This is a genomic window from Marinifaba aquimaris (assembly GCF_013328345.1).
Lineage (GTDB): Bacteria > Pseudomonadota > Gammaproteobacteria > Enterobacterales > Alteromonadaceae > Marinifaba > Marinifaba aquimaris.
Map to the genome: position 1 here is coordinate 225,433 of NZ_JABULX010000001.1, position 22,370 is coordinate 247,802.

General features: G+C 41.0%; 22 protein-coding genes. 6 read left to right on the top strand and 16 right to left on the bottom strand.

The window, feature by feature from the left end; genetic code table 11:
* Positions 1-41 precede the first annotated feature (41 nt).
* The 4 genes from HR060_RS01150 to trmJ form a co-directional block, all read right to left on the bottom strand.
* Positions 42-1,256: an IscS subfamily cysteine desulfurase gene (locus tag HR060_RS01150; protein ID WP_174198420.1), complete on the bottom strand. Its 1,215-nt coding sequence runs from the start codon at positions 1,254-1,256 to the stop codon at positions 42-44.
* A gap of 29 nt (positions 1,257-1,285) precedes the next feature.
* Positions 1,286-1,792, bottom strand: coding sequence for a Fe-S cluster assembly transcriptional regulator IscR (gene iscR, locus HR060_RS01155; protein ID WP_174198421.1), 507 nt, complete (start codon positions 1,790-1,792; stop codon positions 1,286-1,288).
* Positions 1,793-1,904: 112 nt separating this feature from the next.
* Positions 1,905-2,705 carry a serine O-acetyltransferase gene (gene cysE, locus HR060_RS01160; RefSeq protein WP_174198422.1) on the bottom strand — a complete coding sequence of 267 codons (801 nt, stop codon included), beginning with the start codon at positions 2,703-2,705 and terminating at the stop codon, positions 1,905-1,907.
* Between the two features lie 19 nt (positions 2,706-2,724).
* A complete protein-coding gene (trmJ, locus tag HR060_RS01165; RefSeq protein WP_174198423.1) occupies positions 2,725-3,447 on the bottom strand; it encodes a tRNA (cytosine(32)/uridine(32)-2'-O)-methyltransferase TrmJ in 723 nt (240 codons plus the stop codon).
* A gap of 206 nt (positions 3,448-3,653) precedes the next feature.
* Here trmJ and suhB point away from each other — a divergent pair, with 206 nt between their 5' ends.
* From suhB to alr, 5 genes are all read left to right on the top strand, one after another.
* On the top strand, positions 3,654-4,457 hold the full coding sequence (gene suhB, locus HR060_RS01170; RefSeq protein WP_174198424.1) for an inositol-1-monophosphatase: 804 nt from the start codon (positions 3,654-3,656) through the stop codon (positions 4,455-4,457).
* A 186-nt stretch (positions 4,458-4,643) separates the two neighbouring features.
* Entirely contained in the window at positions 4,644-5,948 is a 1,305-nt protein-coding gene (locus HR060_RS01175; RefSeq protein WP_174198425.1) for a S1 family peptidase, read from the top strand.
* The gene (locus HR060_RS01180) at positions 5,939-6,994 is read left to right on the top strand and encodes an FHA domain-containing protein (RefSeq protein WP_174198426.1); all 1,056 of its coding nucleotides are present in this window, start codon (positions 5,939-5,941) and stop codon (positions 6,992-6,994) included. Before HR060_RS01175 ends, HR060_RS01180 begins: the two co-directional genes overlap by 10 nt.
* 73 nt (positions 6,995-7,067) lie before the next feature.
* Positions 7,068-8,477, top strand: coding sequence for a replicative DNA helicase (gene dnaB, locus HR060_RS01185; protein ID WP_174198427.1), 1,410 nt, complete (start codon positions 7,068-7,070; stop codon positions 8,475-8,477).
* The gene (alr, locus tag HR060_RS01190; RefSeq protein ID WP_217434840.1) at positions 8,461-9,576 is read left to right on the top strand and encodes an alanine racemase; all 1,116 of its coding nucleotides are present in this window, start codon (positions 8,461-8,463) and stop codon (positions 9,574-9,576) included. Before dnaB ends, alr begins: the two co-directional genes overlap by 17 nt.
* On the opposite strand, the gene HR060_RS01195 is transcribed toward alr, so the two are convergent.
* Positions 9,573-9,794 carry a putative quorum-sensing-regulated virulence factor gene (locus HR060_RS01195; protein ID WP_174198429.1) on the bottom strand — a complete coding sequence of 74 codons (222 nt, stop codon included), beginning with the start codon at positions 9,792-9,794 and terminating at the stop codon, positions 9,573-9,575. The two genes, alr and HR060_RS01195, sit on opposite strands and share 4 nt — an antisense overlap.
* Positions 9,795-9,866: 72 nt before the next feature.
* Positions 9,867-10,067: a DUF4250 domain-containing protein gene (locus HR060_RS01200; protein WP_174198430.1), complete on the bottom strand. Its 201-nt coding sequence runs from the start codon at positions 10,065-10,067 to the stop codon at positions 9,867-9,869.
* A gap of 489 nt (positions 10,068-10,556) precedes the next feature.
* Here HR060_RS01200 and HR060_RS01205 point away from each other — a divergent pair, with 489 nt between their 5' ends.
* Complete coding sequence (locus HR060_RS01205; RefSeq protein WP_174198431.1) at positions 10,557-10,727, top strand: DUF3545 family protein; 171 nt, start codon at positions 10,557-10,559, stop codon at positions 10,725-10,727.
* 56 nt (positions 10,728-10,783) lie between these two features.
* On the opposite strand, the gene ung is transcribed toward HR060_RS01205, so the two are convergent.
* From ung to HR060_RS01255, 10 genes are all read right to left on the bottom strand, one after another.
* Positions 10,784-11,443: a uracil-DNA glycosylase gene (ung, locus tag HR060_RS01210; RefSeq protein WP_174198432.1), complete on the bottom strand. Its 660-nt coding sequence runs from the start codon at positions 11,441-11,443 to the stop codon at positions 10,784-10,786.
* Between the two features lie 73 nt (positions 11,444-11,516).
* Positions 11,517-12,800 (bottom strand): threonine synthase, encoded by a 1,284-nt coding sequence (thrC, locus tag HR060_RS01215; protein ID WP_174198433.1) that lies wholly within the window; start codon positions 12,798-12,800, stop codon positions 11,517-11,519.
* On the bottom strand, positions 12,801-13,754 hold the full coding sequence (thrB, locus tag HR060_RS01220; protein WP_174198434.1) for a homoserine kinase: 954 nt from the start codon (positions 13,752-13,754) through the stop codon (positions 12,801-12,803).
* 1 nt (position 13,755) lies between these two features.
* Positions 13,756-16,215 (bottom strand): bifunctional aspartate kinase/homoserine dehydrogenase I, encoded by a 2,460-nt coding sequence (gene thrA / locus HR060_RS01225; RefSeq protein WP_174198435.1) that lies wholly within the window; start codon positions 16,213-16,215, stop codon positions 13,756-13,758.
* A 263-nt stretch (positions 16,216-16,478) separates the two neighbouring features.
* Positions 16,479-17,417 (bottom strand): GGDEF domain-containing protein, encoded by a 939-nt coding sequence (locus HR060_RS01230; protein ID WP_174198436.1) that lies wholly within the window; start codon positions 17,415-17,417, stop codon positions 16,479-16,481.
* Between the two features lie 3 nt (positions 17,418-17,420).
* On the bottom strand, positions 17,421-18,035 hold the full coding sequence (locus tag HR060_RS01235; protein ID WP_174198437.1) for a chemotaxis protein: 615 nt from the start codon (positions 18,033-18,035) through the stop codon (positions 17,421-17,423).
* Entirely contained in the window at positions 18,032-18,397 is a 366-nt protein-coding gene (locus HR060_RS01240; protein WP_174198438.1) for a response regulator, read from the bottom strand. Before HR060_RS01240 ends, HR060_RS01235 begins: the two co-directional genes overlap by 4 nt.
* Before the next feature lie 69 nt (positions 18,398-18,466).
* Positions 18,467-20,464, bottom strand: a complete 1,998-nt coding sequence (locus tag HR060_RS01245; RefSeq protein ID WP_174198439.1) for a transglutaminase TgpA family protein — start codon at positions 20,462-20,464, stop codon at positions 18,467-18,469.
* Positions 20,461-21,435, bottom strand: coding sequence for a DUF58 domain-containing protein (locus HR060_RS01250; protein WP_174198440.1), 975 nt, complete (start codon positions 21,433-21,435; stop codon positions 20,461-20,463). Before HR060_RS01250 ends, HR060_RS01245 begins: the two co-directional genes overlap by 4 nt.
* On the bottom strand, positions 21,435-22,346 hold the full coding sequence (locus HR060_RS01255) for an AAA family ATPase (RefSeq protein ID WP_174198441.1): 912 nt from the start codon (positions 22,344-22,346) through the stop codon (positions 21,435-21,437). The genes HR060_RS01250 and HR060_RS01255 overlap by 1 nt, the downstream gene beginning before the upstream one ends.
* Positions 22,347-22,370: the final 24 nt, after the last annotated feature.

Below are 22,370 nucleotides of genomic sequence, written 5' to 3' on the forward strand. Positions count from 1 at the left end.
AGACCTTGCGATAATACTTTAATTCGTCAAACACCCATTAATTAATGGTGTGCCCACTCAACCTGATTTAAATCAACACCGTCTTTGAACATTTCCCATAAAGGAGACATTTCACGTAACTTGCCAATTGAGTTGTTGATAACGTCAATCGCGTGGTCAACTTCTTCTTCAGTAGTAAAACGACCGAAGCTGAAACGGATTGAGCTGTGCGCTAACTCGTCATTTAGACCAATTGCACGTAATACATATGAAGGTTCTAAGCTCGCTGATGTACAGGCAGAACCACTCGATACAGCCATATCTTTTAAAGCCATAATTAGCGACTCACCTTCAACATAGTTGAAGCTGATATTGATATTGCCAGCAACACGCTGCTCTAAATCGCCATTGATATAGACTTCTTCCATATCTTTAACGCCATTCCATAAGCGGTTACGCAATGCCAATTGGCGCTCGTTTTCTACTGCCATTTCTTCTTTAGCAATACGGAAAGCTTCACCCATACCGACAATTTGATGTGTAGGTAATGTACCAGAACGCATACCGCGCTCATGACCACCGCCGTGAGTTTGAGCTTCTAAACGGATACGAGGCTTACGACGAACGTATAACGCACCAATACCTTTGGGGCCGTAAATTTTGTGTGCAGAGAAAGACATTAAATCAACTTTTAGTGTCTTAAGGTCGATATCAATTTTACCTGCTGATTGTGCAGCATCGACATGGAATACGATCTTGCGTTCACGACATAACTCACCGATGGCAGCAATGTCCTGAATAACACCAATTTCATTGTTAACATGCATAACAGATACAACAACTGTATCTTCACGCATTGCTGCTTTGAGCACGTCTAAATCAATTAAACCGTTTTGTTGTACATCTAAGTAAGTTACTTCAAAACCTTGACGCTCTAGCTCTCTACAAGTATCTAAAACAGCTTTGTGTTCTGTCTTAACTGTAATGATGTGCTTGCCTTTCTTGCTGTAGAAATTAGCAGCACCTTTAATAGCAAGGTTATTAGATTCAGTTGCGCCCGAAGTCCAAACGATTTCTCTTGGATCGGCATTGATTAAATCAGCAATTTGAGAACGCGCGATATCAACCGCTTCTTCTGCCTGCCAACCAAAACGGTGCGAACGCGACGCTGGGTTTCCGAATTGGCCATCCATTGTCAGGTATTGCATCATTTTTTCAGCAACACGAGGATCTACCGGTGTTGTTGCTGAATAATCGAAATAAATTGGTAACTTCATTTAAATCTCCGTGGCGTAGTTCTACGCGATTAGACTTTAACGTCTAATTCAATTTCATCTAATTTAACTTGACCCAACGCGAAAGCAGAGTGTGTCTGCTTTTTCTTGTTCTGACGAGAGGCTACGTCTTTGACTTCTTGCCTATCAACGAGTTCTTGTAGGCTGATGTCATCTAAAAAGTCGGCGATTCTACCACTAAGTTCCTCCCAAAGGCTATGAGTTAAACATCTAACTCCGCCTTGGCAATCGGCTTGCCCCTGACAACGCGTTGCATCTACTGATTCATCTACCGCTGCAATGATGCTGCCGATAGAGATATCAGCCATATCACAGCCGAGGCGATAACCACCACCTGGACCGCGAACACTGGTAACCAGCTGGTGTTTGCGTAGACGCGAGAAAAGTTGTTCTAGGTAAGAAAGTGATATTTCTTGACGTTCAGATATATCAGCTAGAGGGACAGGCGAATCTGAAGCATGTAATGCAACATCAAGCATCGCGGTTACAGCATAACGCCCTTTCGAGGTTAATCGCATAGTCTCTCCGTAATTATGAGGTCAAATCTGTTATAAATTTTCACATACCTGACTATTTTAGTCAAGAATTAATTCTTGAGTAATTTAGTCAGGTATTAAGATTACGGGGCAATCAAATTTGCGGATCAAACGATTCGCGTTCTTTCTCTCTTTTTGTTGCAGCGGCCTGTTCAGCCTCCACAAATTCAGGTGCAACCTTGATGTTTGGTAAGGCTTGATCACAAACATCTGCTCCCATTTTTTTCATTTCTTTGCAAAGCTCAGCCATTTTGCTATCCATTAAATGCATATGATCAAGCATATTACCGATAGCTTTTGCTACAGGGTCAGGGTTTTGGTCAGATACACCGTATGCATCAAAACCTAACTTTTTGGCAATGGCTTCACGCTTCTCATCCGTTTTATTGTTAACAATTCGTCCTGGAATACCGACAACCGTCGCTCCTTCCGGTACTTCTTTAACTACAACAGAGTTCGAACCAATTTTGGCGTTTTTCCCGACAGTAAATGGCCCTAAAATTTTAGCGCCAGCACCAACGACCACTCCATCTTCTAGTGTTGGGTGTCGCTTGCCTTTATTCCAAGTTGTGCCACCTAACGTCACACCGTGATAAAGCGTCACGTCATCGCCAATAACCGCCGTTTCACCTATGACAATCCCCATACCGTGGTCGATAAAAAAACGACGACCGATTTGTGCACCTGGATGTATTTCGACTCCAGTTAACCAGCGCGCTAAATTTGAAACTGTTCGAGCGCACCATTTTAGATCTTTTTTGTAGAACCAATGGCTCAACCTGTGCCACCAAATAGCATGCATTCCTGGGTAATTGGTCAATACCTCAAAGAAATTACGGGCTGCTGGATCTCGGTGGAATACCGCATTAATGTCTTCTTTTAAGCGCTCAAACATGATGCTTGCGTTTTCCTATTTATTTTTTTGTATTTTTATCAACAGACGACAGTATGCCGCGTAAGATATTTAATTCTTGAGAATCAGGTCGAATGCGATTAAACATACGACGAAGTTTTGCCATTACTTGACCCGGATGATTTTTAACGATGAAGTTGACGTCTGTCAGCGTGTTTTCTAGATGAGTGTAGAAACGCTCTAAGTCTTCAGCGAGCGGATAAGCTTCTTGTTCGGTTACAGTATTTGACTCTTGTTGCTCAACAAAAGCACATCTTACTTCGTAGCAAACCGTTTGTACGGCTTGCGCAAGGTTCAGTGATGAGTATTCAGGGTTAGCATTGATAACCGCATGAAAATGCGCTTTTTGCAGCTCGTCATTAGATAAGCCATTATTTTCACGACCAAAAATTATCGCAACCTTAGCTTGGCTTGATTCAGATATCATTTTGCGCCCGGCTTCACGAGGAGACAAAACAGGCCAGTCTAATGTGCGTGAACGCGCGCTTGTTGCGATAACGAGTGAACAATCGGCTAATGCTTCGTCCAACGAAGATACAATTTTCGCGTTACCTAATACATCAGTTGCACCAGCTGCAAGTGCTGACGCTTTACTATCTGGTTCAGACACGGGATCAACTAACCACAAGTCTGATAAACCCATAGTTTTCATTGCTCTAGCAGTCGAACCTATATTACCTGTATGGGATGTATTAACTAATACAACGCGAATATTTTCTAACATGATAAACCTTACGCCATTTTTTAGAGCCAATATTTTACATGAAAATAAATGCAAATACATGATTAGCCTTTAGCATTTCTCGATAAATACATGTATAATTCGCCGCGATTTTTCGACTAGGCCAAAAGCGTAGTCAAGTTAAGTAAGCAGGCTGCGCTTTTTGCGCGCTATACTTACCAAGTTCTTTTACAGATAGGATTAATACAATGCATCCAATGCTGACGATTGCTGTACGCGCTGCGCGTAAGGCTGGGCATATTATTGCTCGTGGTTTTTCAGAGTTAGATTTAGTTAAAACAACGAATAAATCAGAAAATGATTACGTAACTAACATTGATCATGCTGCTGAAGCGGCCATCATTGAAGTTATCAAAACATCATACCCAGAACACAGCTTCGTTGGTGAAGAAGGCGGTGAGCAGACGGGTAAACGCACTGATTACCAATGGGTTATCGACCCACTAGACGGCACAACAAACTTTGTTCGTGGTGTCCCTCACTTTGCTGTATCAATTGCACTTCGTGTAAAAGGTAAAACAGAATTGGGTGTTGTATATGATCCTATCCGTGACGAGTTATTTACTGCTTGTCGTGGCAAAGGCGCTCAATTAGACGAGTTCCGTATCCGTGTTGCTAGTGCTAAAGATTTAAATGGCACTTTGTTAGCAACAGGTTTCCCATTCAAATACAAATCACACACACCAGCTTACTTAGAAACGTTCAATGCGTTATTCCAATTTACAGCGGATATTCGCCGCGCTGGTTCAGCAGCACTAGACTTAGCATACGTTGCAGCAGGTCGTGTTGATGGTTACTGGGAACTAGGCTTAAAGCCTTGGGATACTGCAGCGGGCGAGCTAATCGTTCGTGAAGCGGGTGGCGTAGTGACAGACTTCGTTGGCGGTCATAACTATTTAGTATCAGGTAACATCGTTGCTGGTAATACTAAAGTAGTGGCGAATATCTTAAAAACAATTCAGCCACATTTAACAGACGCTTTAAAACGCTAAGTTATATTGGGTAAGTGCTTGCTCACTTACCCAACTCTCTTATTTATCTCTTTTTTACGCATTTTATTGCCAATCTATTTCTATTTTTCTATCACTAGTTATTAAACAATCGACTGTGGTACTCTTAAGTCATTCTAACCTATCTTTTGATTGGTTCTTGCAAACTCTAAGGATGACCTTGTTATTATGGCGTGCAGCAAACACGTTTTTATCTATCTGATTTTCTTACTTTTTACGTATTCGAAATCGTTAAGTGCCAACGAGGCAATTAATCAGCCAAATAATGACGCACAAAGCTTGTTCAGCGAATATGCTCAGCAAGTTGTACAAGTGCAAGTAATTGAAACCAGTAGTGGTAACAAAACTGCGATAGGTTCAGGGTTTTACGTTGCAGACAGTAAAACAGTAGCGACTAACTTTCACGTTATCTCACATGCTATTCACCAACCAGAACACTACAAAATTGAACTTGAAACAGCAGATAAACAAAGACACAGCGCGAGTATCAGTAATTTCGATATCGTCAACGATTTAGCTCTATTAAAAACAACTCATCAAGTTAAACCGCTTGAGTTAGCCCAAGCTGAACCTATCCAAGGTAACCAGGCCTACTCAATTGGTAACCCAAGTGATTACGGCATGATAGTGGTTCCCGGTATTTACAACGGTATTACTAATAAAAGCTACTACCAGCGAATTCATTTCACTGGTGCAATCAACTCGGGCATGAGTGGTGGACCAGTATTAAACGAACAAGGGCAAATCATCGGTGTCAATGTTGCTACCAGTGGTAATGCAATTGGCTTTTTAGTGCCTTTAGCGAAGCTCAACACATTAGTCAGTAACCCAGAGTTAGTCCTAACTGAAGGGCAATCAGCCAAATCTCAATATGCGAAACAGATAGAACTGCAGCTTTTAGCAAGTCAGGCAGATAAAATTGATAAATTACTAGCCCAGCCTTGGAAAGAGATCGATTTGGGCGATGCGCATGTTTTCAGTGAAGTGGCCCCTTTCATTCCTTGTTGGGGTGATTCAAACGCAGCAGATGAAGACGCTCACTTTTTTGCTTCTAGTGTCATTTGTTCAAGTAAAGAATATATCTATATCAAACCTAAGTTTTTAACGGGCCGAGTAGAAGTGGCTTTCACTTGGTTTGAAAACAAACAGCTCAATAGCTTTCAGTTTTACAATTTGTTAGAGGCAAAATTTGCCAGTGTAGGGCCTGGTAATTCAGCCAGAGATGACGACGTATCGAACTATCATTGCCATCAAGATTTCCAACAACTCAACCAGAGCGTGCACATAAACAAGGCCGTTTTATGTACTCGGGCTTATAAAGAATACCCTGAGTTGTTTGATTTGTTATTTATCGCAGTTACCGCAAGTGACAACAACAAAGCGTTGCTAAGTCACTTTACGCTGGCTGGTGTCAGTAAGTCTTCGAGCCTTGCTTTTACCGAAAAGTTTATGGATAAAATCTCATGGAAATAACACACGCTGATATAGCTAACACAGGTTTTAGCCCAGCTGAACAAACAGCCAAGCACCAGACTGAGGACACATTAGCTTCAGATTTAGATTTGACGATTCAAATTTTAGATCGCAGTGGCAAAATAAAAAAACAAGTTCGCTCGATTGGTAACAAGATCACTTTAGGCCGTGGTCTAGATAATGATGTGATCTTTAAAGAACCGCATATTTGTGCTTACCACGCGGTGATCAAACGCGCTGAAGATGGGACAATGGAACTCATTGACCTTGATTCAGTTAATGGAGTTAAACCACTTAAAGGTAAAAACTTATCTAATGTTTATAAATTTAAAACCGGTGATACTTTTTATCTTGGCAAACAAAAAATTCGCATTCTCAATTCAAATCACCCTGTAGAGCCTGCCCTACCCATTACTAAAACAGAATCTGTTGTTGAATACTTTAGTCAAAAGCTGGTGACTTTAACTTGTGTCGTCCTGTTTTTCAGTTATCTGATTTTGGAGCAGTTTCTTGGTACCAGTGGTGAATTCGTTTGGAAAAAAGTTATCAACCCACTGATTGTGACCGGTTTTGTCATGCTAATTTGGCCTGCTTTTTGGGTCATCATCGCGAGGTTCTTAAAACACGAGGCTCGCTTTTTAGCCCATGTCAGTAATTTACTACTGTGCGCCCTAGGGTATATTGCATTAGATAAGGTACTGACTGTTTTGAGCTACAACTCAGCCATAACCGGCTTGGGTGAACTACTGGGCTTCATTTTAATATTGGCTATCAACTTTGCTCTATTCCACGTGACACTTTATCTAAGCTGCCAATTTAAAAAAACGCGCCACTGGTTAGTCACAGCAGGTTTAACATGTCTGACCATCTCAGCGATTTACACCTTACAATACTCACAGCAAAAAGATTTCTCACCATTACCGAGTTATTCTAAAAACCTATTAGTACCGGAACTCTTATTCAATTCTGGTAAGTCGACAAAAGAGTTCGTTAACGAAAGTGAATATATCTTCGGCAAAGCGCAAAAAGAGTCAGCTCAAGATTAATCAGTAAATAGATAAGTTGTAATAAAAAGCGCATAATAGCGCCTACTGAAAGTTAAGCAAAAACCTGTATTAAATGGCACAAAAAGACTGGAATAATAAAAAAACGGTTTCGGTAGAAGATATCAAAGCCGCCCCACACTCACTCGAAGCAGAGCAATCTGTGATAGGTGGTTTGTTACTCGATAACGACAAGTGGGACTCAGTTGCCGAACGCGTAGTTGTTCAAGACTTTTATTTAAGAGCCAACCGTATCGTTTTTGAACAAATGGAACAGTTGGTCGCCAATCACAGACCAATTGATCTGATCACGCTATCTGAAGCGCTCGAGCAGGCCAATGTACTAGAAGAAATTGGCGGCTTTGCTTTTCTTGCTGAAATTGCTGACAACACCCCAAGTGCTGCCAACATCACAGCTTATGCCGATATCGTTAGAGAGCGCGCGGTTGTTAGAGAGCTAATTGGTGTTGCCAATGAAATTGCTGAAGCAGGTTATGATCCACAAGGGCGTGACAGTAACGAGTTACTCGATTTAGCCGAGAGTAAAGTTTTTAAAATTGCAGAACAAAGAAGCAATGAAAACGAAGGCCCGCGAACCCTTACAAGTATCTTATCTAGCACTGTAGCTAAAATTGAAGAAGCCATGCAAAAAGGCTCAGGCGGTATCACAGGTGTAACAACTGGTTTTGATGCACTGAATAAGTTAACAGCAGGTATGCAACCTTCAGACTTGATTATAGTTGCAGCACGACCATCAATGGGTAAAACAACCTTTGCGATGAACTTAGTTGAAAATGCAGCTATGGCAGATGAAAGACCTGTGTTGGTTTTCAGTCTGGAAATGCCTTCAGAGCAAATCATGATGCGTATGCTTGCGTCTCTAAGTCGTGTTGACCAAACCCGTGTTCGTACAGGTCAACTTGAAGATGATGATTGGGCAAGAATTTCATCAACCATGAGTGTAATGTCTCAGCGCAACAATATTTACATTGATGATTCATCAGGCTTAACACCGACAGAAGTGCGATCTCGCGCAAGACGCGTTCACCGAGATAACGCAGATAAGGGCGGTATCTCTATGATCATGGTCGATTACTTACAGTTGATGCAAGTACCCGCTCTTTCAGATAACCGTACCCTCGAAATTGCTGAAATATCTCGCTCATTAAAAGCCTTGGCTAAAGAGTTAAACGTACCTGTTATTGCGCTTTCACAGTTAAACCGTAGCTTGGAGCAAAGAGCCGATAAACGCCCAGTAAACTCTGATTTAAGGGAATCAGGCTCGATTGAGCAGGATGCCGATTTAATCATGTTTATTTACCGCGATGAAGTTTATAACCCTGAATCAGACCGAAAAGGCATAGGTGAAATCATCATAGGTAAACAGCGTAACGGTCCGCTTGGTGTAGCGCCACTTGCTTTCCAAGGCCAATTTTCTCGCTTTGATAACTTGGCCAACCCGGATGACTATGTCGACCTTGAATAACATCGTTAATCAGGCTACCGCTGAAATTAGCTTAAGCGCATTGAGTCATAATTTACTGCAAGTAAAAAAGCTCGCGCCGCACAGCAAAGTATTGGCAGTCTGTAAAGCCAATGGTTACGGTCACGGTCTTGTTGAAGCCGCTACTCATTTACATCAAGCAGACGCTTTTGGAGTCGCTCGCATCCAAGAAGCTTACCGTTTGCGTTCAGGTGGGATCGTCAAACCGATCGTTTTACTTGAAGGCTTTTTTGAAGCAGAAGATTTACCCCACCTAGTAGCGAGTAATATTGAAACCGTTGTTCACTGTGAAGAGCAACTGTCTGCATTAGAGCAAGCACAACTATCAGCCCCAATTCAAGTTTGGTTAAAAATCGATACTGGAATGGGGAGAGTCGGTATTGCTCCCGAGCAGTCTGAACAATACCTCAAGCGTTTAAAGCAATGTAGCAACGTTAAAAATAATATTATTTTAATGACGCATTTTGCTTGTGCTGATGACACGCAGTCGGATATGACTCTGACCCAGCTAAATTGCTTTGAGCAATTAAAAAACCACCTCATAGGCCAAGATAAACACAGTACCGACGCTTCTTTAGCTAATTCAGCAGGTATTTTAAATTACCCGCAAGCACACCAAGACTGGGTAAGACCAGGCATTTTACTTTACGGTGCCTCTCCGCAGCTAGATGCCAAGCATGCCGAGCAAAACTTTAAACCTGCAATGCGGCTAAAGTCGCGATTGATTGCCGTTAAAACGATAAAAGCGAACAGTTTTGTCGGTTATGGTGCAACTTGGCAAGCCACTGAAAATACCACGATAGGAATTGTTGCAATTGGTTACGGTGATGGTTATCCAAGACATGCTAAAAATGGAACCCCCGTTTATATAAATGGGCGGATTGTGCCTATGGTAGGCAGAGTATCGATGGATATGATCACCGTTGATCTGGGTGAAGCTAGCCAAGATAAAAACGGTGATGAAGTGATTTTGTGGGGCCCGGAAAATCCAGTCGAGACGGTTGCAGCTATGGCAGACACTATCCCTTATGAACTTTTATGTGGTCTCACATCTCGAGTCGATTTGAGTTATAAAGATTAGCGGTTGTTAACCTTTAGTGGTTTGACTAAAGTATCTAGCCCTTCTACTTTCAGGGTTAATGCTAAGGCCATTAAATCTCCCAACTCGCCTTTTGGATAACCTTTATCACGAAACCAAATCAAGTACTCTTCAGGTAGGTCAATGACTACACGCCCAGAGTATTTACCAAAAGGCATCGTCGTGCGGGCGAGCTTAATTAAATCGTTTTTATCTAGCACAGCAAAGTAAATCTTGGTTAAAAAGGCATAATACTTTTAGCTTACTTTGCTGGCTAGTACTAATTAACAACGCTACTCTAAATCAGGGCTAAATTGGTTTAGTCCGACTTCGTAGTGATAACCTATGCCGGCTAACTTATCTTCTATCATCATTTCATCTGCGTCTAATAAAGCGGCTAAACTTTGAAGGTTGCCGCACTCGTGTCTGAGTTTATCATTGACGATCCCGAGTAAGATATTGGGATCCATATCGACTGATTGACTATAATCCATAATTAACACCTCGCTGACGATTAATACAAACCTAAACCCGTCGCAGATCAGTGTAGACAAAGTATTTTTATTAACCACATCATTAATTTTCTCTATTTCTATAAGTTGCTGTAAAACCTAAAAAACAATTTTTATTCTAATTTTGTCTAAAAAACGTGAATTCAAGCTCATTTTTTACTTGAACTTAGGTCATTTCCTGAACTAGGATGAAGGTATGCGCTAATTCAAAAAGCCAAGTAACTGTTTTAGTTAATTTAAAAGTTAACCAAGCACCAAAAGTGGAAGGATCACAGGCTATCTAGGCAAGCACCAAGGTTTTACCTTTTTGTCATTTATAGTTAATGGTTTTGTCATATAAGCCTTATAGCTTAGACCTGTGAGATTACTTGTTACTCAGAGTGACTGTCAGTAGCGTTGTAAGTAAGACAACGACTACTTGTTAGAAAAGAATTGTTAAGTAAGCAATCATGGCCAAAGTAGGAGGCTATTATGGAAAGCACGAACTCTAACAACGTTGAAAACACACCAACACGTGGTCGTCCAGCACAGAAGCGAAAATGGCGAGAAATAGAAGAAATTAAAGAACGCCAACGACTCAAAAAAGAGCTCAGAGAGCTCGGTATATACGATGAATTTGAATTAGAAAATATGGCGATTTAAATATAGAAAGGTTGAGCTTTGCTCAACCTTTTTTCGTTTAGCTAGGCTAGAAGTGGCTAAACTTGCCAGTTTATAGGTTGTTTCCCTTGTTCAATCAGTAATTGATTAGCTTTAGAGAAGTGTTTACAACCAAAAAAACCTCTGTGTGCAGACAGCGGTGAAGGATGTGGTCCGGCTAAAACGTGATGCTTTTGCCTGTCGATCATCTTTCCTTTTTTCTGCGCATGGGCGCCCCACAGAATAAAGACTAAGCCTTCTGCTTGATGGTTCAGTGCATCGACAACTTTATCTGTGAATTGCTCCCAACCAATTTTCGCATGAGAGTGAGCTTGCCCTTGCTCAACCGTTAATACGGTATTAAGCATTAATACCCCCTGCTCTGCCCAAGCCTGCAAATATCCGTGATCGGGAATACTAAAACCTTCAATATCCGTAGCCAGTTCTTTATACATATTGACTAAAGAAGGGGGGATCTTAATACCCGGTTGAACAGAAAAACACAAACCATGAGCTTGATTAGGGCCGTGATAAGGATCTTGCCCTAGAATGACGACTTTGACTTGATCGAACTCTGTCGCTTTAAATGCAGAAAATACTTGTTCTTTAGGTGGGAAAATTGTTTTTCCTTCTGCACGCTGTGCATCTACATACGCCAAAGCTTGTTGAAAATATGCTTGCTGTTTTTCCTGCCCTATAACATCAGACCATGTAGTCATTTAAGCCTCTTTTAATAGATAAAAAAATACCCTGCAAGCAGGGTATTTGTTAATACTGAATACGGTTAAGTATTTAGCCCAATGTTTTTAACATATAAGCTTTTAAAGATTCAAAACTCGAATCGATCGTTTCAGATAGAATTGTTTTATTAGCACAATCTGCAAGCTCTTTAGGTAAAGCGACAGGCGTACCTAAGATATTTTCAACTGATTCTTTGAACTTGGCCGGATGAGCTGTACCTAAGAAGATACCTACTTCATCATCTTCGATACTGCGAGATAGTGCTTTATAAGCAACACCTGCATGTGGCTCAGAAACATAGCCTAACTCATTAAGTTTCTTAACCGCAATTTGAGTGTATTCTTCATCTACGCGATCACCCGATAATAGCGCTTTATCTAAGTAATCAAACTCAAATAGCGCTTCGATACGTGGCCAGTTATTTGGTGCACTCACATCCATAGCATTCGATAATGTTGCTACAGTTGGGTTTGGTGACCATTCACCTGTTTCCAGGTAACGTGGAACAGTATCATTAACGTTAGTTGAAGCAATAAAGCGCTTGATTGGAAGACCCATTGTCTTTGCAATCATTGCTGCAGTTAAGTTACCAAAATTACCACTTGGAACTGAGATAACAGCCTTAGCGCGGTCTCCTACTGGCAATTGAGCAATCGCCTCAAAGTAGTAGCATACTTGAGCGAGTAATCGGCTGATGTTAATTGAGTTTGCTGAGTTTAAGTGTAAACCTTCTCGAATGTCAGTATCGTCAAACGAATTTTTAACTAATGCCTGACAAGCATCAAAATCACCTTCCACTTCAACAGTATGGATGTTGCCACCTAAAGTACAGAAAAGCTTTTCCTGTAATGGGCTGATCATGCCTTTTGGATATAAAATCACGACATTGATGTTATCTAAACCATAAAAAGCGTGCGCTACTGCAGCTCCAGTATCACCTGAAGTTGCAGTTAAGATAGTGATTTTTTCATCTTTTGAAAAAGTCGATAAACACTGAGCCATAAAACGTGCGCCAAAATCTTTAAACGCAAGCGTTGGTCCGTGGAAAAGCTCAAGTGAATAAATGTTTTCAGAAACTTTTGCTAATGGCGCTGGAAATTGGAAAGCATTGTTAACCATGCCGCTAACCGTATCAGCATCAACTTCGTCACCTAATAATAAACCTAAAATTTCAGCGCTGCGCTCATTAAATGGTTTTGCTAATAAAGCATCTACATCATCAATACTTGGGATGGTTTTAGGGAAAAATAAACCTTGTTGTTTACCTAAACCTTGTTTTACCGCTTGAGCAAAATTCACCTGCTCTGAAGGGTCTTTTAAATTAAATAGTTCCACTTATTTCGCCTCACTGATGGTTGTACCATCATTATCTATTTTACAGACATGGCTAAAACCGAATTCGTTTTTAATATAGTTTTGCTCTAACCATGAACGGATGTCTTCTGCTGCTTCTTTGTTGTTGGTAACCGCAAAGACTGTTGGGCCTGAACCTGAAATACCAAAAGCTAAGGCGCCTTGGCTCATCGCGTATTCACGACCTTGGTCAAAACCAGCCAGCAGAGATTTACGATGCGGTTCTGCTAATACATCTTGCATCATTGCCGCAGCTAACTCTCTATCGCCGCGATGCAAGGCATCAGTGAAAACCGCAAGTTGACGACCAAAATCAATAGTCGTCTTAATTGAGAATTCTTTAGGAAGAATATCACGAGCAGCTGCTGTAGACACACTCGCACCGGAATAACATATAGTCCAGTACCACTCATCAAACGTCGGTAAAGATAAACTGATTTTATCTTTACTTTCTAACATCAATTGCAAGCCGCCTAAGAAGCAAGGCGCAACATTATCGTAGTGGATACTACCGCTAATTTGGCCTTCTAATTTACCCATTAATCTGAGTAACGACTCATCATCAAGTGCATTTTCAAAGTAGGCATTTAATGCCGCAAGTGCGGCAACGATAGACGATGCGCTTGAGCCTAATCCACTACCAATTGGCAAGTTTTTCTCAAGTAACATCGCCACAGCAGGTATCGTCTTACCTTGCTCAGCCATCGCTTGTTGAAAACCGACAAAGCAATCGTAAACGATGTTTTCTTTGGCGTTTTCTGGCAACTTATGAGCAAAGCGCCCCGCTAACTCTAGACTAAACTCCTCGGCATCAGCTAATACTGACACACGATCACCTAGTAGTTCACCAGAGATAGGTTTCAATGCTAGGCCTAAAATGTCAAACCCTAGGCTAACATTACCGGTTGAAGCTGGAGCGTAAGCAGTAACGGCCATATTAAACCTCTTTTTTCCAGCTCAATGTACGAAGTACATCTGTAAATACACCTGCAGCCGTAACATCTGCACCGGCACCGTATCCGCGGATCACTAGAGGAATTGGTTGGTAGTACAAACTTTCAATTGCTAATGCATTTTCACCGTCTTTAATAGCATGAAGCGGGTGAGCAGCATCAACAGCTTCGATACTACATTTACACTTGCCATCTTGGATTAAACCAACATAGCGCAGTACTTTTCCTTCAGCTTTAGCTTTTTCAGCTAACTCTGCATAATGCGCATCCGCTTGCGGCAAGTTTGTCATAAACTCATCAATCGAACCTTCAGCATCAAAGCTAGTAGGTAATACCGATTCAACATCGATATCGTCAAGTTCCATATCCATGCCTGCTTCACGTGCCATAATAAGCAGCTTACGTGCAACGTCCATACCGCTTAAATCGTCGCGAGGATCCGGCTCTGTGAAACCATTATCACGAGCAATGCTTGTCGCTTGTGATAACGTCATACCCTCATCTAGTTTACCGAAAATGTATGATAGTGAACCGGATAAAATACCTTGGAAGCCTACTAATTCATCACCCGCATTAATTAAGTGCTGCAATGTGTCGATTACAGGTAAACCAGCACCTACGTTAGTTTCGTAAAGGAAACGACGCTTATTCTCTTGCGCAGCTTCGCGTAGCTGATCATAAAATGCCATTGAGCTAGTATTTGCCTTTTTGTTTGGCGTAATAACGTGGAAGCCTGCATTTAGGAAATCAACATATTGATCGGCAATCGCTTCATTACTAGTACAGTCAATGATCACTGGGTTAGTTAAATGGTTATCTGAAACAAAAGTTTGTAACGCATCTAATGAGAAGCCTTGTTCTGCTGTATCAAGCGCATTTTGCCATTCATCTAACTTAACACCAGTTGGGACCAGTGCTAATTGGCGAGAATTAGCTAAGCCATAAACTTGAAGGCTGATGTTGCGCTCTTTTAAGAAAGTTTGTTGCTTTTCAATTTGTTTAAGTAATGCTTTACCTACTGTGCCACAGCCGATGATAAAGGCATCAATTACATGTAAATTTGAGAAGAAGTTTTGGTGAATCACTTTAATGGCATCCTGACTCTTATTCCCTTCAATTACTGCTGAGATTGAACGCTCAGAAGAACCTTGGGCGATAGCTACAATGTTCACTTGAGTTTGACTAAGTGAGTTAAAGAAACGTGCTGCGATACCTTTGTGCATTCGCATGCCGTCACCCACAATAGAGATAACTGAAAGCTCTTCCCTAAACTCAATTGGTTCAAGTAACTGGTTGCTTAATTCTAATTCGAATTCGCTTTCGAGTGTGTTGCGCACCTTGTCTGTATCAGAAGAGTAGATACAGAAGCTAACACTGTATTCGCTAGATGATTGTGTGATCATCACAACCGATACGTGTTCACGTGAAATAGCATCAAAGATACGGCTTGCCATACCCACCATGCCTTTCATACCTGGACCTGCAACGTTAACCATAGTTACGTCATCTAATGTTGAAATACCTTTTACAACGTGACCTGTGTTTTTACTATCATTGGTAATTAATGTACCTGGTGCCGAGGGGTTTAATGTATTCTTAATTCGACAAGGAATGTGGTACTGAGCAATAGGGCCAATTGTTTTTGGATGTAAAACAGATGCACCAAAATAAGATAATTCCATCGCTTCAGCATACGATAATTGCTCAAGTAATTGGGCATCGTAAACACGGCGTGGGTCAGCATTGTAAACACCGTCAACATCTGTCCAAATATCGCATCCATTAGCATCCAGACACGCCGCTAAAATCGCAGCTGAGTAGTCTGAGCCATTGCGGCCAAGCGTAACTAATTCGCCCGCTTCATTACCGGCACAGAAACCTGGCATGACTAATACAGTTGCAGCAGGTAAATTCGCTTGGGCAAATCGCTTGCGACTTTCTTCGATATTCGCCATCGAACTTAAATAGCTGCCGTGAGCAAGGATAAGTTCAACTGGGTTGATTACTTGTGCAGCTTGGTCATGTGCACGGCACAGTTCTGCAAAGATCTCAACACTGACAAATTCACCTAAACAGATTAGTTCAGCATTAACTGCGTCTGGGCACTGACCCAACAAAGCAATACCGTTTAAACGCTCTTTTAAGAATGCAGTTTTCTCTTCAACAATTTTAGTTAAACGTTGGCCATCAAAACCACTGAACTCTTTATCTAAATCATTGACAATCGACATTAAAATTTGGTCTAAGTCCGCAAGTAAACTTGTGGTATCTAAGCCTTTCAAAGCGTTATCCGCTAAGGCAACAAGCAAATTAGTTACACCCTTAGGTGCAGATAAAACAACTGCTGCATTATCCTGTGCTTGCTGAGCTAAGACGATGTCTTTTACTGTTTTGTACTTCGAAGCGTCGGCTAGTGAAGTACCACCAAATTTTAAAACCTGCATTTGTGTCTTTCCTTCAAGCTTTTAAGACAAAAAAGCCCGTGACTTGTTAAGTCACGGGCTCTTGTATAATTTTTTGTTTTTTGACAAGCGCAAACCGTGACCACCAGCTAGTGCATGGTGATCATAATAATGGTAATTGTGTTGAATAAGTTTGTGCTTTTTTTCATGGCTCAAAATGTGCCCGAATGTGGTGTTTTTGTCAATGGATTTTTACGTATTTGAACTACAAAAAAAGGGATAAGTTATAGCTTAAATACAAAAGCTTATGCTTGGTACAAAGTTGTTCTATTGCGGCCGTCCCGTTTAGACTGGTAAAGCGCCATATCTGCACGCGTTATCATTTCTTCGTATTGCGAGTAATCATCACAAATGCAAATCACCCCAAGGCTGAGCGTCGCAATTACGGTTCCCTCATCCACTTTAATCTGATGCATAGCCAATCCCAAACGAATGCGCTCAGCTAATACAAGTGCACCTTCTGCATCAGTTTCAGGTAAAATAATTGCAAATTCTTCACCGCCATATCGTCCCAATAAATCAGACTGCCTTAAGTTTTGTGCTACATTTTGCGCAACTTCAATTAACACCGTATCACCAGCAACATGACCGAAGGTATCATTGATATTTTTGAACTTATCTAGGTCAAACATAATGAGAGATAAGGGCTGGTTATGTCTTTTTGCACGCTCGAATTCAATGGCTAAACGCTCTTCCCAGTAACGCCTATTAGCCACTTTAGTCAAACTATCGGTTCTATTTGATATTTCTAACTTTTCAACGGTTTGGCTTAATTGTTTTTGATAAAAACAAACATCAGTTGCATCTTCAATGATAAAACCGAGTAATTCTGGCTGGTTGTCAGCATTGTTAGACATAGGCAACAAGGTGCAATTTTGTGCCATGTAGTCGTTTTCAGTTGTGATGGGGCGAGTATGTCGCATCTTAAATAAATACTCGCGTTGCTCCCAAGAGGTAAAAGCAGGTGTATTGAGTGTGAAAACAGATTCTATTTTCCGCTTAAGCCACTTCTCAGGCAGTTCAGGGAAAAGGTTAAATAATGATTGTTCTTGATAATCAGTAGCTAGGTCTGTGTTGGATAATACAAACTGATTGATAAATTTAACTTTTGCCTCGGCATCAATAACTATGATGCCTACATTAATTTCTTTAACTAAAAATTGATTAATTTGAGGCAAATCCAAAATTTAATACTCTTTTAAAATACGCTCTAACACTAACTGGATATTTTTGACCGCCTCTCCAGGTATCAGTAATACCATGTCACAATCAAAGGAGTAATCAGTGACCATATAACTAATATCAACTTTCAATGCTAAATCCCAGTCAAACGATAATTGTTTTAAGTGGTCATCTAACGAAGATGTAGCAGATGAAACGACCCTAGGTGCACTATATGAAAGTTGATTTTCAATTAGCTCAGCTAAGCCATTAAGAAACGTTGTAGTCAAAATGGAGCTAATATCAGTAAGCTGCTCATTATCTGAAATCTCACCCGGCTCATAACCTAAAATTTTGGCGACATCATCGAGGGTATTCACTTTATAGATAAGCAGTGATTCACCTCTGATACCCTCATTGCCGTAAAAACCTTGACTCACTACAGACAAGTTTTGCTGAGCGTAGTTTTCAGTAAAGTCAGCCGGTAGACTGTCAAAGTTGACCAGTTCAATATTAGGCACATTGAGGTGAACAAAGGTATTAAGGAACCTTGCTAACTTATCACTGGCTTGCCCCATAGCCACGTTGATTAATTCTTGCAGACAATCTCGCTGCTCTTCCGTTAAGGCAATGTCGATCATAACAAACCATACTCTTTTAATATTACGGACAACTTTTCGGTATTTACCGGCTTATTGATAAAGGCCAACGCCCCCAACCCTTCCACTTTACTTTTCATTTCAGGTTGAATGTCGGCAGAGATCACGACAACAAAGTCGACAAGTTTTTCTGCTTTATTTGCTTCTAGCACACCAATTCCATCAATTTCTGGCATAGTCAAATCAAGGAACAACACACCAACTTGATTTTGACGTAAATAATCCAAAGCTTCCTTACCATTGGTCACCATACCAACATCGATATCCCAACCTTGGGGTAAGCTTTTTTTCACCTGCTTGCGAGCAAGTGCTGAATCATCACAAATTAAAACAGGAATAGACATAGCAAAGATAAGTTAAATACTAATACTGTTAACATAATGGAAACGAAAACAAGTGGCAACAGACATTAACTAGTCTTTTCTACCATTTTTACAGGCTTCTCTTAATTCCTGAACTTGCTTGGTCATATGTGAATAAATTTTTCTCTGAATTTTACTCGATTCAGTTTGGTATTCATGACGGTCAATAAGCTGACAAATTTTTAACCATACTGTATGGCTCTCATCAGATAGCGCTTTGAGTTGAGGTAATAATTCTCTAGCAGTCATACCTGGCTCTCGCTTAACACCCGAGGCAGCAAGAATACTAAGTGCTTGTTGATAAGGTTTATTGATATCAGCTCGCTGACTGTGCTTGAGCCCCCGGTAAATCAAATAAGAAAAGAAAACAAAAATAGCGAGGCTTAACCATTTTAGTAGCTTCCACCAATCAAAGCGCAGTAGGTCTTTCCAAAAATCTGAACGACTATTTTGGTTGTAATTAACAATCCACTTGCTCCATTGATAGTTGATGTTAGCAAAACCTAATCGCACTTCATTGACCAACCAATTATCTTTGTATTTCACTAAAGCAAAACGATTATTAGCTAAGAACTCCTCTTCGTCACCCAACGCTGATGATAGATCTTGCTCAATACGCTCAGGAGCAACATAGGCGGTCGGATCGAACCTAACCCACCCCTGTTCAGGTAGATAAACTTCAGCCCAGGCATGTGCATCGTATTGATAAACACTAAAATACTCACCCTTAGGATTCCACTCACCTCCTTGATAGCCAGCTACAACTCTGGCGGGTATCCCAGCTGCGCGCATTACAAAGACAAAGCTACTGGCGTAATGGGCACAAAAACCTTGCTTAGTTTTAAATAAAAATTCATCAATTTGATCGTCTAGCAATCGAGGGGGCGATAGTGTGTAGTAGTAGGCTTGCTCAGCAAATTGCTCAAGTACGTGTTCAATTAATAACTCAGGTTCAGTAAATTGTGTTTTGAGTTGCTGTGCCCATTGCCTTGTTTTTTCATTTCCTTGTTCTGGTAACTGTAGGTTAATTTGATAAAACCAATTGTCAGGGCGCTGTTGAACAGGGGCCTCGTAGTATGAACGTACACGGTATTCAAGTGCCTGGTTGATAGGCTTATCGGCATACCAAGTAAAGTCTGCTGCCATTTTAGCTTTAATGCCCGATACTTTAGCGATATCGAGTGCAAACATCCAAGGCTGGTAACTGGGCTCAGCTAAAATAGCATAATCCCAATAAGCGCCCTGCTCTTGCCATGAAAGACGAGACATCAGATAAGCACTGAGTGGTTTTTTCTTTAACGTCAAACTTGAACGCCATTCCGTGCCATCATATATATCGTGAACGAGTACGCGCCAATACAGATCTTTTTGCTCTGGCGGCAAGTTATCGAATGTTGCTCTGAAGGCAAGTTTGTTGGAACGAGATAAGTTGGCAATATCGCCAAACTTCATCGTTTCACTCAAGCCCGTTTGCGCATTTTGGCTTTTTGGCATTTGCCACAACGGTGGGAGCCTCGGCATGGCAAAAAACAGTAATAATGCTAAAGGTAAACTCAGCAACATTAATTTACTGGCATATATCGATAGTTTTTTTGCCTTTAACTTCACTAGCTGAACTTGTAGTAGCGCAATGACGCTAAGCAAGAGTGAAATAGTCAAAACCACAGCGTGAATTAACTCTACATGCAGTAATAACCCAGCTGCGATTAAAAAAAGTTGGACACAAGTGATACCAAATAAATCGCGATAACTTTCAAACTCGAGCAATTTAAGCGATTGAGTAAATGCCAGTAGACTTATTACTGCTGTTAAATAGCCATACGACTGCCCTAAGCCAGCGACAATAACCAAAGCAATGACTAAGCCCAAAATCCGATATAGTCGTTTAAATGCTTTTTGACCAGACTGTAGCTGATTCCATTTCAAACATAAGCAAACCAGGTAAAAGGCTAAAATAATCCAAGTGTGCTCAATAGCTTGGTACATTTGAACAATCAGTTGGGCGGGTACTAACCACCTTAAGCATTGGCTGACATTTGGGGTGATCATTTGGGCATACTCGCTAGTTTACTCAAGCAAGCTCGACAAAATTCGTCTCCTTTATCAGGCCCCAAAACTTGGTTGTTCATCAATTGCAAAGCAAACTTTTTATTTGTTTGGCGCATTTGCAGTACTAGCCAAGTCAGCTGAGAAATAGCTTGTTCGTGACCGTGATGGGATAACAGGCCATAAGAAAAGCACAGTGTACTTTCATATGGCTCTGAAAAGGATTTAGTTAACCAACCTTTTCCTTGAGCAAGTTGCTTCCAAGCTACATGTTTCAAAGAGTCGCCCTTTTGGTAGCTTTTAAGTTCGGAAAAATCATCTGCCGAAGCTTTATTCTGGCCTTTCTTTCCTAGCCCATCTCCCTGTAACCCAGTGCCGTGAAGATACTGAGGACAAGGCATGGGCTCGGGGTAGACAAGTACAGTCAGGTCAAAATCGACTAAGCTCCACACTTTAAATAAACCAAGCGGCGCACTGCTTTCAATCCGAAAACGATCGAGCTTAAATTCACCGCGTTGTTGCGGGTATAAATCAATATTAAACAGCGCGTGTTCTTTATTTATTTCTTCCCAGGTTACATCACCTTTTAAGTGAGTAACGTGAAATTGCCACCTATCCCTTTGTGTCATTGCTTTGAAAGTTAACTTTAAAGGCTCTCCAACAAAGACTTCAGATGAGTTGGTATAGGCCAATTTAAGGCCATAAAAGTTATAAAAAGACCAGTGCATAGCAACAATCATCAAAGCTGCTAGCCAATATGTCAGTAATAGCACAAGGTTACTGGCGTAATTGGTACCGAGAATGTAAATGGCAAAGGTGATTGCTAAAATCGCTCCGCCTGAGCGACTTGGTAAAATAAAGACATTTTTCAAGTCAAAACTGATTTGGTTAGCAGCAGGGATCCGTTTGTCTAACCAAGCGTTGTGGAGCTTTTTATATTGAGCTTTAACTTTAGAGGCTTTTTTTTTAACCATTAAATTGGCTCGACTTGACTCATCAACTGCTCAGAAAGGCTAACACTTGTATTCATTTTGCCATTACCCAATCTGTGTTCAGCAATAGCTGGGAATACCGCTTTGATATCATCTGCTGTGACATAATCTCGACCAGACAACATAGCCCATGCCCGAGCTGCACTTAAAATACCTTTACTGGCGCGAGGAGATAGCGCCATATCAAAAGCTGCATTGTTACGACTTTCATGAACAAGGTTAAGTAAATAGTTAATCAATTTATCAGTGACCGCTACAGACTGAACTTGCGTTTGTAGTGATGTAAACTCCTCTATCGACATCACAGGTTTCAAATCAGCAACCACTTCATTACCTTCATTGAGTAACATAGTTCGCTCAGCGTCTTTTGATGGAAAACCTAATTCGATACGCATCAAAAAGCGATCAAGCTGACTTTCTGGTAATGGAAACGTACCAGATTGATGAAACGGGTTTTGCGTCGCAATAACAAAAAACGGAGCAGGTAAAGAGTGAGATTGTCCATCAACACTTATTTGCTTTTCTTCCATCGCCTCTAACAATGCACTTTGAGTTTTAGGGCTAGCCCGATTAATTTCATCAGCTAAAACCACTTGGGAGAAGATAGGGCCGGGATGAAATTCGAACTGGTGCTGGTTCTGATTAAAAATGGACACCCCAATTACGTCTGCAGGTAATAAATCAGAGGTAAATTGAATTCTGCGATAACTAAGGCCTAAACTATTAGCCAAAGCATGGGAAAGCGTTGTTTTACCCATACCGGGTAAGTCTTCGATTAACAAATGGCCTTTAGCGAGCAGGCAACACAATGCAAGTTTGACCTGTCTTTCTTTTCCGATGACGACCTTGTCGATTTGGTTGAGGGCTTGTTGGCAAAGTTGTACTGCTTGCATGCGACTTGCTCATTAAACTAAATT

Excerpts from the sequence above, each read along its gene's own strand:
- iscR (WP_174198421.1), bottom strand. The coding sequence starts at position 1,792 with ATGCGATTAACCTCGAAAGGGCGTTATGCTGTAACCGCGATGCTTGAT.
- HR060_RS01250 (WP_174198440.1), bottom strand. The coding sequence starts at position 21,435 with ATGGTTAAAAAAAAAGCCTCTAAAGTTAAAGCTCAATATAAAAAGCTC.
- thrA (WP_174198435.1), bottom strand. The coding sequence starts at position 16,215 with ATGCAGGTTTTAAAATTTGGTGGTACTTCACTAGCCGACGCTTCGAAG.
- HR060_RS01245 (WP_174198439.1), bottom strand. The coding sequence starts at position 20,464 with ATGATCACCCCAAATGTCAGCCAATGCTTAAGGTGGTTAGTACCCGCC.
- HR060_RS01235 (WP_174198437.1), bottom strand. The coding sequence starts at position 18,035 with ATGATCGACATTGCCTTAACGGAAGAGCAGCGAGATTGTCTGCAAGAA.
- HR060_RS01150 (WP_174198420.1), bottom strand. The coding sequence starts at position 1,256 with ATGAAGTTACCAATTTATTTCGATTATTCAGCAACAACACCGGTAGAT.
- thrB (WP_174198434.1), bottom strand. The coding sequence starts at position 13,754 with ATGGCCGTTACTGCTTACGCTCCAGCTTCAACCGGTAATGTTAGCCTA.
- trmJ (WP_174198423.1), bottom strand. The coding sequence starts at position 3,447 with ATGTTAGAAAATATTCGCGTTGTATTAGTTAATACATCCCATACAGGT.
- HR060_RS01240 (WP_174198438.1), bottom strand. The coding sequence starts at position 18,397 with ATGTCTATTCCTGTTTTAATTTGTGATGATTCAGCACTTGCTCGCAAG.
- HR060_RS01205 (WP_174198431.1), top strand. The coding sequence starts at position 10,557 with ATGGAAAGCACGAACTCTAACAACGTTGAAAACACACCAACACGTGGT.
- dnaB (WP_174198427.1), top strand. The coding sequence starts at position 7,068 with ATGGCACAAAAAGACTGGAATAATAAAAAAACGGTTTCGGTAGAAGAT.
- alr (WP_217434840.1), top strand. The coding sequence starts at position 8,461 with ATGTCGACCTTGAATAACATCGTTAATCAGGCTACCGCTGAAATTAGC.
- ung (WP_174198432.1), bottom strand. The coding sequence starts at position 11,443 with ATGACTACATGGTCTGATGTTATAGGGCAGGAAAAACAGCAAGCATAT.
- suhB (WP_174198424.1), top strand. The coding sequence starts at position 3,654 with ATGCATCCAATGCTGACGATTGCTGTACGCGCTGCGCGTAAGGCTGGG.
- HR060_RS01180 (WP_174198426.1), top strand. The coding sequence starts at position 5,939 with ATGGAAATAACACACGCTGATATAGCTAACACAGGTTTTAGCCCAGCT.
- HR060_RS01255 (WP_174198441.1), bottom strand. The coding sequence starts at position 22,346 with ATGCAAGCAGTACAACTTTGCCAACAAGCCCTCAACCAAATCGACAAG.
- HR060_RS01200 (WP_174198430.1), bottom strand. The coding sequence starts at position 10,067 with ATGGATTATAGTCAATCAGTCGATATGGATCCCAATATCTTACTCGGG.
- HR060_RS01175 (WP_174198425.1), top strand. The coding sequence starts at position 4,644 with ATGGCGTGCAGCAAACACGTTTTTATCTATCTGATTTTCTTACTTTTT.
- cysE (WP_174198422.1), bottom strand. The coding sequence starts at position 2,705 with ATGTTTGAGCGCTTAAAAGAAGACATTAATGCGGTATTCCACCGAGAT.